Raw genomic sequence first — 13,182 nt, forward strand, 5'->3', positions numbered from 1 at the left:
ATGTCCGAGCAACCTGTGTCCGCCGCCGAAATGGTCGCCGCATGGCCGCTGCCGCCGGAAGCGCACCTGGCCGACGCGGTCCGGCGCAACCTGCTGGCGACGCTCGAGGCAACGCTGGAGGGGGGCTACGGCGAACTGCCGCCGGAGTCGCTCGCCCACTTGGCGCTCGGACCGATGATGATCATGCTGGGCAGGCTCGAGGTCGACCTGGCCGACGCCCGAACGCGCATCGACGAACTCGAGCGCGCCCTGCGCGAGCGGCGCACGGGGTAACGCGCCGCGCGGCGCGGACGATGAAATCGTTACTCGCGCCGACACGCCGGTGCCGTGGCCTCTGTTCTGGGCTTTTCCGGTCGCAGGAAAACAACTTGCGTGCTTCGCTGGACAGCGCTCATCACAGGCCGTAATCTTCTCGTGACTTAGTGGAGTCTGTCGGTTCGTCAGAGAAGCGGCGCCATTGGGTCACCGCCGAAAAGTCGTTGTCGCCAAGCGATTCGCGACCAGCGGCGGGAGAGTAGCAAGATCGGAGACTCGTCTCGGTGGGTAAACACAGCTTGCAGCGGGATTCTCGACTGCCGAATTCCGTCAAGGGTGCCCTCGTCATGGGCGCGGTGGCCGCTACAACCGGTGCGATGCCCGCGATTTCGCAGGCCGCCACGATCAACATTCCCGGTCTCGGTAACTTCGATCTGCCGCCAGAGCTCGAGCAGCCGGCGCAGCAGGTCGAGAAGCAGCTCCAGGCGATGGTCGCCCCGCAGGGCCAGGCCGCACCGCAGCTCCCGAGTGTCCAGTTCGACAACCCGTTCCAGCAGCAGCAGCAGACCGCGGGCAACATCGCCCTCGATGCCGCCCGTGGCAAGCTGGGCGCCCAGTACAACTGGGGTGCCGCAGGCCCGCAGAGCTTCGACTGCTCCGGCCTCGTGCAGTGGGCATACCGCCAGGCCGGTGTCGAACTGCCGCGCACCAGCTTCGAGCAGTCGCACGTCGGCGCTCCCGTCTCGTTCGACAACCTGCAGGCCGGTGACATCGTCATCACCAACGGTGGTGGCCACGTCGGTATCTACGCGGGCAACGGTCAGCTCCTCAACGCCGTGCAGTCGGGCACCCCGGTGTCCTACACCCACCTCAGCGCAGACGACGTCGTCACGGCTCGCCGTATCGTCTAAGGGGTGACCCCCCAGCACTCCGATACCCAGGCCCGCGTCGACGCGTGGACCTGGTCGGTGCGCCTGTTCAAAACACGCTCGGCCGCGGCAGAAGCCTGTCGCGCCGGGCATGTGCGCGTTAATGGGGTTACCGCGAAACCGGCGCTGACCGTCCGCCCCGGTGACGAGATCAGGATCCGCCACGCAGGGCTCGAACGCATCGTCGTGGTCGAGCGGATCATTCACAAGCGAGTCGGCCCGCCCGTCGCCGCCCAGTGCCTGATCGATCGCAGCCCCCCGCCGCCGCCGAAGGAAGTCCTCGCCACGCTGCCGCAGCGCGAGCGTGGTGCCGGGCGGCCTACGAAACGTGAACGGCGCGAAACGGATCGGCTCATGGGTCGCACCGACTAGGTGCTGGATGTAATCGGGCGTTAGCGATGAACAGCGGCGGCTCGACCGGGTCTGGTGGTCGCGGTGTGGGCGATCGCCTACGGTGGCACGTATGGGTGAGCGCACGACGATGTTATCGACTGTTCTCGCCTGCTGTATCGCCGTCGCCACCACGGGGCCGCGGCTGCTCTGGCCGCGCGGCGCCGATACCGCATTTCTCGACGGACTGGAGTGCGCTCCTGTTCCTCCCGCGCACAACACCGTTGTGCTGACCGCGCTCACGCAGGCGGAGCTGTCCGCGCCGACGACGATCGTCGCCGAGGGCGTGCGGACCCTGCGGTCGACGCCGCTGACCATGTCGACCTTCCTGATCCGCCACCCGGAAGCCACCTTCCTGGTCGACCCGGCGATCTGCGCGGGCGTGCACCAGCGGGTGCTGCCCGAGCTGCCCTTCCCGGTGCCGCTGCTGGTCGGGCCCGACAGCCCGGTGCGCGGACTGAGCGAGGTACTGGCCGCCCACGACCTCACCGGCAACGACATCGACTTCGTGCTGCCGACACATCTGCACTGGGACCACGTCGCCGGGCTGTACGAACTACCCGGCCTGGTCCCGATCCGGGTGCCCACCGTCGAATACAGCTGGGCCATGACCGGTGCGCACGCTCCGCTCGGCGTCGCCCGTGGGCCGCTGCGCGGTCGCGCGTTCGATCTCTACGAACTCGACGGCCCGCCGGTTCTGACCTTCGCCCGCAGTCACGACCTGTTCGGCGACGGATCCGTGCTGATCGTCGACCTGGCGGGGCACACCCCCGGCAGCGTCGGGATCCTGCTCGCGGTCGACGACGGCTCCCGCGTCCTGCTCGCGGGCGACGCGGTCTGGAGCACCCTGCAGATCGACCTCCTGCGCGAGAAAGCGCCGCTCCTCGGCGAACTCCTCGACACCGACCGCAACCGGGCGTTCGAGACCATCCACCGCCTGCACGCGCTCCCCGCCGAGATCGAAGTGATCCCCGGGCACGACCGCGCCGCCGTCACCGCCCGCACCGCACCCTGATCGCCGACCGGAAGGTCAGTCCGCGAGACCGGCGGCGACATCGGCGTACCTCGGCCGCCAACCCAGTTCATCGTGGGCGAGCCGACTCGAGATCCGCATCGAGGTGTCGGACATGAGGGCGCCGATATAGGGGACCGCCCACCGGATCATCCAGGCGGGCAGCCGGATCGGGCGTGGGGTCCGCTGAGCTCGGGAGACCTCCGTGAAGAACTCCCGCCAGGTGATCGGATGGTCATCGGCGATGTTGTAGGCGCGACCGGGTGTGCCGCGCTCGAGTGCGGCCACAGTCGCGGCGGCCGCGTCGTCGACATGGACCCAGGTGTTGACCCCGCCGGAACCGAGCGGCCCGACCGGGCTGTGCTTGCGCATCATGTCCGCGAACAGGTCGCTGAACGCGCCGGGACCGTAGAAGAGCCCGTACCGCAACGCGATCGCGTCGACACCGGGCGCGTCGAAGACCTGGCTCTCGCCGGCCACGCACGCGCGGACCACCTCGTCGGCCACCCCACCGTCGTACACCCCGAACTGATCGCGCTCGGTGATCAGCCGGTCGCCGTGGTCGTGGTACCCGTAGCCGAGGATCAGCGACTGGGTGACGAACCGGCCGGCGCCCACCACCGCCGCGGCGTCGAGCAGGTTGGCGGTGCCGACCGTGCGCAGCAGCCCGGTCGGATCGTCGGCCGGAATCCGGCGCTGCACCTTCGCATCGCGCAGGGCGGTGGCCTGATGGACGACGGCCTCGGCGCGCAGACCCTCGACGGCGCGCAACAGGCCGTCGCGGTCGAGCACATCGGCGGTGACCGGGGTGGCGCCGAGCTCGCGCACGAGCGGGTGCGCACCCGGATTTCGGACGAGCGCCCACACCGTATGACCGTTCGCGGCCAACGCGCGGATCAGAGGGCGGCCGATGGCGCCGGTGGCGCCCGCGAGCAGAACCTGCATGATCGTTCCTTCCGGCTGAGTGAGTGTTTCCCTGCTTCCTGGACGGGGTGACGCCAGTGTTTGTGACGGCCTGTGATCGGCTTCACGGCACGCGGGAACGGCCGTGCCGATTGGGTGATGTCACGGCGGGTCTGCGGCGTGTCGGTGTGTATCGTGCGGCTCATGCGAGTCGACGGTCGGGAGATCCCGGTCACGGGGAAACTCCTGCAGCCGATGATCCGTCGTACCAGCGACATCGTCCGGGTGGTGCTGGCGGGAATCGGCGTCGCCGTGGTGATCGCGGGCTCGCTGATCACCCGGCCGGAGTGGCTGGCGCTGGAACGCTCGGTCGCCAAGATCGTGGACTTCCTCAGCCAGGACCAGGCGACCATGGTCTACCTGATCTACGGAATGCTCATCCTGGCACTGCCGTTCGCCATCTTCATCGAACTCGTATTGCGCAGGCAGTGGAAGCTGCTGTTCGGGTACGGGGCGGCGGGCCTGCTCGCGGTGCTGGCCCTGTCGATCACCGGGGCGGGCATCTCCACGCCGAAATGGCACATGCCGGTCCCGGACCGCTTCGATACCTTCCTGTCCCAATTCCTCGACGATCCACGCTGGATCGCGATGCTCGCGGCGATGCTCACCGTGTCGAGCCCGTGGCTGCCGGTGCGGCCGCGACGCTGGATGTGGTTCCTGCTGTTGATGTTCGCGCCGATCCACCTGGTGGTCAGCTCGGTGGTGCCCGCGCGGGCGATGCTCGGCCTGGTGGTCGGCTGGCTGGTCGGCGCCGTGATCGTCTGGGTGGTCGGCACGCCCGCGCTCGAGGTGCCGCTCGACGGCGCGGTCCGGGTGCTCGCGGGGCGCGGCCACACCGTGAAAGCCTTCCGGGTCGATCGACCGGCCGGGCGCGGACCGCTGCTGCTCGCCACCGAGGTCGACGGGCCCGAAGACGAGATCATGGTCGAGCTGTACGGCAAGAACCAGCGCAGCTTCGGCGCGATCCGGCAGGTGTGGCGCTGGATCACGTTCCGCTCCAGTGAGACCGCGCCGCTGCACGGATCGATGCACCGGGCGGTGGAACATCGCGCGCTGCTCGGCATCGCGATCGGTGACCTCGGGATGGCCGACAGCCACCAGGTGGCGGTGGCCGGCCTGAGTCGCGGCTGGATGCTGTACGCGCACACCATGCCTCGCGGTACCCAGATCGCGACGTTGTCCGCGCAGGTGCTGCCCGGGGTGTGGCGGTCGCTGCTGCGGCTGCACGAGAACCAGATCAGCCTCGGCGATCTGCAACCCGACTTCGTGCGAGTCAGCCAGGGCGACACCCTGTTCGGCGGCTTCTCGGCGGCCGAATTCGGCGCGGCCGAGGCGCAACGGCAGACCGATATCGCCCAGCTGCTGGTGACCACCACCTCGCTCTACGGCAAACACGAGGCTGTCTCGGCGGCGATCGAGGTGCTCGGCGAGGACAAGGTCGCCTACGCGGCCCGGCGGCTGACGAAATCGGCCATGTCTATCGGCATCCGGAAGTCGGTGCCGCAGTGGACCAAAGTGATGGCCACCGCCCGCGAGGAGGTGCGCAGGCAGACCGGCCACGACCGCATCCAGTCCGAACAGATCACGCGATTCTCCCGCAACCAGATCATCCAGCTCGTCCTGCTGGTCGCGCTGGTCTATGTGGCGTATCCGTTCTTCAGCCAGGTGCCGACGTTCTTCAGTCAGCTGCGCACGCTCAACTGGTGGTGGGCGCTCGCGGGACTGGCCGTATCGGGGCTGACCTATGTCGGCGCCGCCGCCGCGCTCGGCGCCTGCGCGGACGGGCTGGTGAAGATGCGCTATCTGCTCGTGGAGCAGCTGGCCAACACCTTCGTGGCGACGACCACCCCCGCCGGCGTCGGCGGGCTGGCGCTGAGTGTGCGGTTCCTGCAGAAGGCGGGCATGACGACCCTGCGCGCGACCGCCGCGGTGGCGATGCAGCAGTCGATGCAGGTGCTCACCCACCTGGTGCTGCTCGTGGTGTTCAGCGTGGTGGCGGGCACCTCGACCAACCTGGCCCACATCGTGCCCGACGCGACCGTGCTGTATCTGATCGCCGGCGTCGGCGTGGGGCTGATCGGCGCGTTCATGTTCGTGCCGACGCTGCGACGCTGGGTCAATCACTCGGTGCGTCCGCAGGTCACCGAAGTACTGGGTGAACTCGCCGACCTCGCCAAGGACCCGATGCGATTCGTGGTCATCGTCGGCGGCTGTGGCGCGATCACGCTCGGCCAGGCGCTGGCCCTGTGGACGAGCGTCGAGGCTTTCGGTGGCGGCACGGATTTCGTGGCAGTCACCATCGTCACCATGATCGGTGGCACGCTGGCCTCGGCCGCGCCGACACCCGGTGGCGTCGGCGCGGTCGAGGCGGCCCTGATCGGTGGTCTCGCGGCGTTCGGCGTCCCGGCCGAGATCGCGGTCCCAGCCGTCCTGCTCTACCGCGTGCTGACCTGCTGGATCCCGGTGGGTCTCGGCTGGCCGGTCATGCGCTGGCTGGACAAGAAAGACATGATCTGAATACTTGGCGCGCTCGAGTCGCGGCCCTTCGGGCCCCGATTCTTCCTTCCCTACGGGCACTCCTTCGTCGCACCCTTCGGTCAGTCCAGAATCGGGCGGGCCGCGAAGACAAGATTCCGGGGTGACCCTGACCGGCCGGGTCAGCTCGCTCGTAGTGCGATCACGAGGCCGTCTTTCGAGCACACCTGCGGCACCTGGGTATCGGGCTGGGAGTTGCACTGCCAGCCCAGGACCACCACCGAATCCGACGGGTCGACCGTGCTCGCGGCGAGCCGAATTGTTGTCACAAGTTCCTCCCGAGATGTTTAGCTGCCCCGTTGCCTGCGTATTCAATCACGGTGTCGCACAGCGCTGTCTGATCCAGCTGAACGGCACGCCAGAAGGAAAGCCCGCTGATCGGGGACCTGGCGTCGCATCGATAGCGATGCGATCGCTGAAAGTCTCGATTCGAGCGCGCCAGCGCTCCGAGGACAGAGCGCCTAAACTGTCTGGGACGTAGCCCGATCATGACCGAGAGGTGTTGTTTCGATGGGATCCCGGACGGTGGTCGCCGACGTCGCCGATGAGTTGGCGCGCCGCGTAGCCACCGGCGAGTACCGGCCCGGCGAGCTGATGCCGTCGGTGCGCCAGGTCGCCGACGAGTTCGGGATGAACCGCGCTACCGCCCAGCTCATCCTCGGCCGCCTCGAGTCCTACGGATTCGTCGAGGCCAGGCGAGGTAAGGGCTTCACCATCCGCGATGTCCGCGTCGAGGGCGGTATGGACGTCTACCGGCACCTGTTCCGGTTCTCGATCACCGCGCCCGCGGTCGCCGCCGAGATGTTCACCGATATCGTCGAGGTCGAACGCGGCATCGTGGGTGAGGCGCTGCTGGCCTACACCGCGGGGGAGAAGGTGCTCGATCCGGCCGAGCTCGCCGCCGCCGTCGACGAGCTGGAGGCGATGGCACGCCAGGCCGTGCCCGACCACGCGCGCATCATCGCCGCCGAGATCGCGCTGGTGCGTAAGCTACTCGGCGTGCTCGAGATGAGTATGCAACGCGCGGTGCTGAATTCGATCGCCGATATGGTCGTCGAGGTGCCGGAGGCGGTCGCCGCCTATTTCGCCGTCGCGCCCGATCTGCACGTGCTCGTCTGGCGCGCGCTGCTCGCGGTGTGGGATGCCGAATCCGCGCCGAGCGAGGCACAACTCGCGCTGTTCGGGGACCTGTTCGCGCTGTACCACGAGAAGGTGATCGCCCGCTTCGGTCAGCTCGTCGGCGAGACTCCGGTCCACACCGTGCCGCTGAGCTCGGCCGTCTGAACCACCCCGGCTAGCTGTCTGAGTCGGATTTCTTCGTCGTCTGCGCGGTGTGCACCCACGGCAGATGGTGTGGCACCACCGTGTCGATGATGGTGCTCACGCGCGGTGTGTGCGCGGTGGCCAGACCCGAGCCGACCATCACGCCCAGCGCGATCGACATCACCGACAGCAGCGCCGAGACCAGCACCTCCAGCCCGCCGGTCGACACCCCCGACAGCGAATGCGTGACGAGGTCGGAGATCCCGGTGAGGCTGATCCCGCCGGGCACCAGCATCCAGAACGCGGGCAGGAACGCCACCTGGGTCGGTGGCGCGTGCTTGCGGCCCTGGATCAGATACGCGGCGTTCACGGCGACCAGCCCGCCGAGGAACGTGCCGGTCAGCGGACCGGACACGTGCTTGCCGAGGACCTGCGCCGCGTAGGTGATGTAGAGGACGAGCAGCAGCCAGCCCACCGTGTTCTGTGGTGCGCTCGATCGCCACGAATGCCCGTACCCGATCAGCAGCACCCCGACTATCGGTGCCCACCACCCCAATTGGGCACTGCTCACCGGCGGATCCGACAGCGGTCCGAGCACACTGATCCCCACGTAGGACCCCAGCGCGAGCAGGAACAGCATGTTGATGCCGTAGACGACCCGGCTGGCACCGGCCACCATCGATCCGGTCGCCAACTCGATCGTGCCGTTGGTGAGCATCGCGCCGGGCAGCAGCGTCGCGACCGCGGGAATCAGCAGTTGCTGCGGCTGTCCACCGGCGAGCGCGCCGGGAAAGCCGTACGCGAGCACCGCGACCACCGCCGACGCGACCACCGGCAACGCCATCGACAGCAGCCGCACCTTGTCGGCGAGCTGGGTCAGCACGCCGACGACCAGCCCGAGCACCACATAGCCGACCAGCGCCCGCGCGCCGGGGTTGAGCATCATGCCGATGCCGACGGTCAGCACGACCTGCCCGAGCAGGATCAGCCACGGCGGGCTGCCGGGCTTCTGGGTCAGGATCTTGTCGAGATCCCTCGATGCCCGGCTCGGCGGCGGCGCGTCCTGCTCGATCTGGTCGATCAGCCGGTAGAGGCCGTCGATCTGGTCGAGCGGCAGGGTGCCGACGCGGGCGTCGAGCATGTCGATGGCGGAGCTGTTGTCGGTGCGCACCCGGACGAACACCGCGGTGGGCAACACCATGAAGTGGATATTGGCGGTGCCGTAGCGCCGCGACAGCTTGTCGAGGATGACCTGCACTCGTGCGGAGGTCTCGCCGGCGCCGACCAGCGCCACACCGATGCGGCACAGCAGATTCAGCAGATCGGCGGGTACGGGCGGGTCGACGGGTTCGTGCTCGGTGGGTCGCGGCGCGGCCTTCGCATATTGCTCGCGGATCTCGGCGATGGCCTGGGTAACTCGGGTCCTGGCCGCTTTCCAGGTCTTGCTCGCGTACTGCTCCGAAGCCATGTCACCGCCGTCCGCAACCTTTTGGCAATGGTGCGGGGCGGTGTGCTGAACACCGCCCCGCAGGTCAGATACGCCGAGTGTAGTGGTAGCCGGCACAGTGCGCGGTCCCAGCAATCGCACCGGTTACCGCGATTTCGCAAGCACATGGGTAACTCATCGGGCACGGGCTGACCGATTCGGCTCCCGGAGCTTGCCGCGTCGCCGCCTTTCCCCGCACCTGAGCCTGGCTGCAGTTCGCGGGGAGGCGGAAGAGCTCAGCCGTTCAGTCGGGTGAGGCGGTCGTAGGCGGTGACGTACTCCTCGACGAGGCGGTTGACCACGTCGGCGCTGCGTTCGACCTTGTTCATCATGCCGACCACCTGGCCGACCGGGTTGAAGTTCACGTCCTTGGCGGCCTCGGGGTAGCGGTGTCCGCGCTTGACGCCGTCGAGGGCCACCATCATCTGCAGCGGCATCGGCAGCGGGTCGGGGGTCTCGGTGGACTCCCAGGCGTCGGTCCAGTCGTTGCGCAGCATGCGGCACGGCTTGCCGGTCCAGGAACGCGAGCGGATGGTGTCGTGGCTGGTCGCCTCGAGGTAGGTGTCCATCTGGGCGGGCGGCACATTGGCCTCCTCGACCGTGAGCCACAGCGACCCGGTCCACGCGCCCGCCGCGCCCATCGCCAGCGCCGCCGCGACCTGCGCGCCGTTGCCGATGCCACCGGCGGCCAGCACCGGCACGTCGCCGATCGCGTCGATCACCTGCGGCCACAGCACCAGCGAGGACACCTCGCCGCAGTGCCCGCCGCCCTCGGTGCCCTGGCACACCACGAAGTCGAGGCCGGCCGCCTTGTGGTTCATCGCGTGCTTGACCGAACCGCACAGCGCGCCGATCACCCGGCCGGAGTCCTGGATGCGCTTGACCACGTCGTCGGGCGGGGTGCCGAGCGCGTTGGCGACGAGCTTGGCCTTGGGGTGGTTCAGGATGACGTCGACCTGCGGTCCCGCGGTGGTCGCGGTCCAGCCGAGCAGCTCGTTGTGGTGCTCACCGTCGGGCAGTGCGGGCACGTTGTGGTCGGTGAGGATCTGCTGGGCGAAGTCGCGATGGCCCTGCGGAACCATCTGCGCCAGCTGCTTTTCCAGCTGTTCGGGGGTGAGGCCGTCGACGCCCTTGCCCTCGTATTTCGACGGAATCACCAGGTCGACGCCGTAGATCCCGGTGACGTGCTCGTCGAGCCAGGCCAGCTCCACCTCGAGCTGTTCGGCGGTGAAGCCGACCGCGCCGAGCACCCCCAATCCGCCCGCGTTGCTCACCGCCGCCACGACGTCGCGGCAGTGGGTGAAGGCGAAGATGGGGAACTCGATGCCGAGCTGTTCGCAGAATTCGGTACGCATACCGAACTGTAACACGTTCTAGTTTGGTCGAGAACGGTTAATTTCTACAGCGCGGCATCCTCGAGCGCGGCCAGTGAATCCTCGAGGTGATCGAGCAGTCGATGCAGGTCGGGCAGCGTGCGACGGCAGCCGACCAGACCGAAATCGAGGTTGTCACCGCTGGAGGTGAGCGTGATGTTCACGGCCTGCCCGTCGAGCGGGATCGACAGCGGGTAGGTGGCGTCCAGGCGCGAACCGTTCCAGTACAGCGGCTCGCGCGCACCGGGCACATTCGAGATGACGATATTGAACGGCGGCGTCGCCACCGAGGCGAACCCGGGCAGCAGCATCGCCGCCATCGGACTCAGCATCACCCCGGCCATCGCCAGCGTCTGCGCCGGGGTGAGCGAGTGGTACACCTCCTTGTTGCGACGCGTCGACTCGCTCACCACCCGCAGGCGTTCCAGCGGGTCCGCGATATCGGTGCCCAGATTGCACAGCAGCGCCGCGACTTTCACGCCCTGGCTGTCGACGTCGTCTTCCTCGCGCAACGACATCGGCACCATCGCGATCATCGGCTTGTCCGGCAAGGCGTCGCGCTCGAGCAGGTAGGCCCGCAGCGCACCCGCCGACATCGCCAGCACCACATCGTTCACGGTGGCCCCGGTCGCCTTCTTCACCTGCTTGACCCGATCCATCGACCAGCTGCGCACCGCGCACTTGCGGGCACCGCCGATCGGTACGTTGAACAGCGTGCGCGGCGCCTCGAACGGCAGGGTGAGCTGCTGCTGCACCAGACCGGTGCGGGTGGCCTTCATCAACGCGGTGGTCGACGAGCGCGCCGATGTGACGGTATCGATCAGGCTGCCGAGCCGGGATTTGCCGGGGCGCGGCGGGCCGGGCTTGCGCGGCAGGTTCCACGGCCGCATGAGCTCGGTCGCGAACGGGTCGGTGGTCAGCGTGCGCCGCATGAGGCGCTGGGCCGAAACACCGTCCACCAGTGCGTGATGCATCTTCGAGTAGAGCGCGAAGCGCCCGTCGGCCAGACCTTCGACGAAGTGCAGCTCCCACATCGGGCGGTGCCGGTCGAGCAGAGCGCTGTGCAAGGTCGACGCGTGGTCGAGCAGCTGGTCGATATGGCCGGGCCCGGGCAGGGCGCTGCGCTGCACGTGATAGTCCAGGTCGACGTCGTCGTCCTGGGTCCACGCCATCTGCGGTGCGCCCAGCCAGGTGGCGGGCCGCTTGCTGAACGTGGGCCGAACTGTTTTGTCGGCCAGCAAGGCCGCGCGGAACTCGCGCAGATAGTCGGGCCCGGCGTCCTCGGGCGGTTCGAACAATTGCAGTGAGCCGACGTGCATCGGGTGCTCGCGGGATTCCGCGAGCAAGAACAGCGCATCCAACGGCGCGATGAGATCCATGAGAGATCGCCCCCTGACGAGAGTGGATCGGTGCAAAGTCTTCAGACGATCGACCACGCTGTCGGGTTCGGCACCCCTGCGTGCCGTATATCCAAGTTACCCGTCCGTCCGGGGTCGCGTCAGCTGAACGCTCGGACCATCACGAACTCCATGGTGTTCACCGGATGTTCAGCTCGCGGAAGAGTACTGGATGCTCGAGCTGAGTGAACACGGCGGTCAGACTTTGACGGTCTGCGCTTCGCGGGTGTCGACGGCGTCGCGCGGATCATCTTCCTGCGGTGTCTCGTTCACGTGCTGCGGCTCGACCAGCTGCGGTGCCTCGGTGGGCTGTTGCGGCTCGGTGAGCGGCTCGGCCGCCTGCTCGGGCTCGGTGGGCTGTTCCTCGGCGACTTCCTCGAATGCGACTTCTTCCGACGGGGTTTCGGCGACCACCGGCTGCGGCGCCGGAACCGGATCTACACCGACCCCCTTCGAGGCGATCTCGATACCGAGCTCGATGCGCGTCGTCTCGACCAGCGCTCGCTCCTGTTCGGCGGCATGGCGCATCGCCTTCTGCCACAGCGACGCCATCTGCTCCAGCTCCTCGACCGTCGCCTCCACGTCGATGTGCAGCTTCAGCCGCTGCATCGTGATGTGCTGGGCAGCGGTGAGGGTGCGCAGCAGGTCTTCGCACTTGTTGGGAATCCGGCGATGCGCCACCACCCGAAGGCGAGTCAGCGTGCCGCCCGGGCGATCCCAGATCACCTTGTGGATCTGCGCGCTGACGCTGTCGATCTCGTCGGTGGTGACCAGATCCCATTCGCCGCAGGTGGTCAGGTCGGCGCGCACCGAGGCCGACATCTCCAGGATCGAGGCGACCGCGGCGAGCACCGCCTCGCGGCGCCACGCCTCGTGATCGCGCTGGTCACCCACCATGTTCGACAGTTCGACATTGCGCTGCGCGGCGTCGAGGGCCTGCCTGCCGCGCTCGTCGGCGGCCGCGATTCCTTCACGGTGGGTTCGGTTGTTGGCGATGACGCCGACCAGAACTGCGCCGGCGACGGGGAGCGAGCCGAGGAGTGGGAGCCACTGAGTCACCCAGCGATCATTGCACCGGTGCTCGCAACAGTCACCATGATCGGCGCGTTGGTATCGATGTCGCGTGTCAGCTCGGCGCCGGAACCCGGTGCAGAAAACCGACCAGGGGCGCGAGTTCCGGGATCTGCTCCGCGTCGGCGAGTGCCTTCTCGAGTGCTCGATCGTGGGTCGGTTTCGCCTTTTCGTAGGCGGCCCTGCCGGTTTCGGTGAGTTCGGTGTAGATGCCGCGGCGGTCGTCGGCGCACAGTACGCGCACCAGGAAGCCCCGGTCTTCCAGCCGGTTGACCAGCCGGGTGGTCGCGCTCGCCGACAGTGCGGCCGCGCGGGCCAGCTGGGAGATCCGCATGTGCCAGCCGTCCTGCCGGGCCAGTGCGTCGAGCACGGTGAACTCGACGATCGACAGCTCGTGTTCGCGCACCAGCTCGCGTTCGAGCGCGGTCTCGATGTGCCCGTGCAGCGCGGCCAGGGTGCGCCAGCCGGTCGCCCGTACCTCGATGGCGTCATCAGCAATACCCATGCG

The 13,182-nt window shown here is 68.1% G+C and carries 13 protein-coding genes; 6 read left to right on the forward strand and 7 right to left on the reverse strand.

Annotated features, from left to right (window positions below; genetic code table 11):
• From ACWF99_RS20135 to ACWF99_RS20150, 4 genes are all read left to right on the forward strand, one after another.
• Positions 1-273 carry a hypothetical protein gene (locus ACWF99_RS20135; RefSeq protein ID WP_378634819.1) on the forward strand — a complete coding sequence of 91 codons (273 nt, stop codon included), beginning with the start codon at positions 1-3 and terminating at the stop codon, positions 271-273.
• A 329-nt stretch (positions 274-602) separates the two neighbouring features.
• Entirely contained in the window at positions 603-1,166 is a 564-nt protein-coding gene (locus ACWF99_RS20140; protein ID WP_452537169.1) for a C40 family peptidase, read from the forward strand.
• A 3-nt stretch (positions 1,167-1,169) separates the two neighbouring features.
• Positions 1,170-1,556, forward strand: a complete 387-nt coding sequence (locus ACWF99_RS20145; protein WP_378634821.1) for an RNA-binding S4 domain-containing protein — start codon at positions 1,170-1,172, stop codon at positions 1,554-1,556.
• Between the two features lie 91 nt (positions 1,557-1,647).
• Positions 1,648-2,589, forward strand: coding sequence for an MBL fold metallo-hydrolase (locus tag ACWF99_RS20150; protein WP_452537083.1), 942 nt, complete (start codon positions 1,648-1,650; stop codon positions 2,587-2,589).
• 15 nt (positions 2,590-2,604) lie between these two features.
• Here ACWF99_RS20150 and ACWF99_RS20155 read toward each other — a convergent pair whose 3' ends face one another.
• On the reverse strand, positions 2,605-3,531 hold the full coding sequence (locus ACWF99_RS20155) for an NAD-dependent epimerase/dehydratase family protein (RefSeq protein ID WP_452537084.1): 927 nt from the start codon (positions 3,529-3,531) through the stop codon (positions 2,605-2,607).
• A gap of 162 nt (positions 3,532-3,693) precedes the next feature.
• Between ACWF99_RS20155 and ACWF99_RS20160 the strand changes: the two genes are divergently transcribed.
• On the forward strand, positions 3,694-6,066 hold the full coding sequence (locus ACWF99_RS20160) for a lysylphosphatidylglycerol synthase domain-containing protein (RefSeq protein ID WP_378634829.1): 2,373 nt from the start codon (positions 3,694-3,696) through the stop codon (positions 6,064-6,066).
• Between the two features lie 140 nt (positions 6,067-6,206).
• Here the strand turns inward: ACWF99_RS20160 and ACWF99_RS20165 are convergent, their stop codons facing one another.
• Positions 6,207-6,353, reverse strand: coding sequence for a hypothetical protein (locus tag ACWF99_RS20165; RefSeq protein WP_378634832.1), 147 nt, complete (start codon positions 6,351-6,353; stop codon positions 6,207-6,209).
• A gap of 241 nt (positions 6,354-6,594) precedes the next feature.
• Here ACWF99_RS20165 and ACWF99_RS20170 point away from each other — a divergent pair, with 241 nt between their 5' ends.
• Positions 6,595-7,368: a GntR family transcriptional regulator gene (locus ACWF99_RS20170; protein WP_358185311.1), complete on the forward strand. Its 774-nt coding sequence runs from the start codon at positions 6,595-6,597 to the stop codon at positions 7,366-7,368.
• A 10-nt stretch (positions 7,369-7,378) separates the two neighbouring features.
• Here the strand turns inward: ACWF99_RS20170 and ACWF99_RS20175 are convergent, their stop codons facing one another.
• The 5 genes from ACWF99_RS20175 to ACWF99_RS20195 form a co-directional block, all read right to left on the reverse strand.
• A complete protein-coding gene (locus ACWF99_RS20175) occupies positions 7,379-8,815 on the reverse strand; it encodes a threonine/serine ThrE exporter family protein (protein WP_452537085.1) in 1,437 nt (478 codons plus the stop codon).
• A 254-nt stretch (positions 8,816-9,069) separates the two neighbouring features.
• A complete protein-coding gene (locus ACWF99_RS20180; RefSeq protein ID WP_301904126.1) occupies positions 9,070-10,188 on the reverse strand; it encodes an NAD(P)H-dependent flavin oxidoreductase in 1,119 nt (372 codons plus the stop codon).
• A 44-nt stretch (positions 10,189-10,232) separates the two neighbouring features.
• Positions 10,233-11,585: a WS/DGAT/MGAT family O-acyltransferase gene (locus ACWF99_RS20185; RefSeq protein WP_378634839.1), complete on the reverse strand. Its 1,353-nt coding sequence runs from the start codon at positions 11,583-11,585 to the stop codon at positions 10,233-10,235.
• A gap of 216 nt (positions 11,586-11,801) precedes the next feature.
• Positions 11,802-12,662, reverse strand: coding sequence for a hypothetical protein (locus tag ACWF99_RS20190; protein WP_452537086.1), 861 nt, complete (start codon positions 12,660-12,662; stop codon positions 11,802-11,804).
• A gap of 67 nt (positions 12,663-12,729) precedes the next feature.
• Positions 12,730-13,179, reverse strand: a complete 450-nt coding sequence (locus tag ACWF99_RS20195) for a MarR family winged helix-turn-helix transcriptional regulator (protein WP_364402674.1) — start codon at positions 13,177-13,179, stop codon at positions 12,730-12,732.
• Between the last annotated feature and the right edge of the window lie 3 nt (positions 13,180-13,182).

The sequence above is a fragment of the Nocardia sp. NPDC055002 genome (genome assembly GCF_053608825.1).

Coding starts and splice junctions, on each gene's coding strand:
- ACWF99_RS20135 (WP_378634819.1), top strand. CDS start 1: ATGTCCGAGCAACCTGTGTCCGCCGCCGAAATGGTCGCCGCATGGCCG.
- ACWF99_RS20140 (WP_452537169.1), top strand. CDS start 603: ATGGGCGCGGTGGCCGCTACAACCGGTGCGATGCCCGCGATTTCGCAG.
- ACWF99_RS20150 (WP_452537083.1), top strand. CDS start 1,648: ATGGGTGAGCGCACGACGATGTTATCGACTGTTCTCGCCTGCTGTATC.
- ACWF99_RS20155 (WP_452537084.1), bottom strand. CDS start 3,531: ATGCAGGTTCTGCTCGCGGGCGCCACCGGCGCCATCGGCCGCCCTCTG.
- ACWF99_RS20160 (WP_378634829.1), top strand. CDS start 3,694: ATGCGAGTCGACGGTCGGGAGATCCCGGTCACGGGGAAACTCCTGCAG.
- ACWF99_RS20170 (WP_358185311.1), top strand. CDS start 6,595: ATGGGATCCCGGACGGTGGTCGCCGACGTCGCCGATGAGTTGGCGCGC.
- ACWF99_RS20175 (WP_452537085.1), bottom strand. CDS start 8,815: ATGGCTTCGGAGCAGTACGCGAGCAAGACCTGGAAAGCGGCCAGGACC.
- ACWF99_RS20180 (WP_301904126.1), bottom strand. CDS start 10,188: ATGCGTACCGAATTCTGCGAACAGCTCGGCATCGAGTTCCCCATCTTC.
- ACWF99_RS20185 (WP_378634839.1), bottom strand. CDS start 11,585: ATGGATCTCATCGCGCCGTTGGATGCGCTGTTCTTGCTCGCGGAATCC.
- ACWF99_RS20195 (WP_364402674.1), bottom strand. CDS start 13,179: ATGGGTATTGCTGATGACGCCATCGAGGTACGGGCGACCGGCTGGCGC.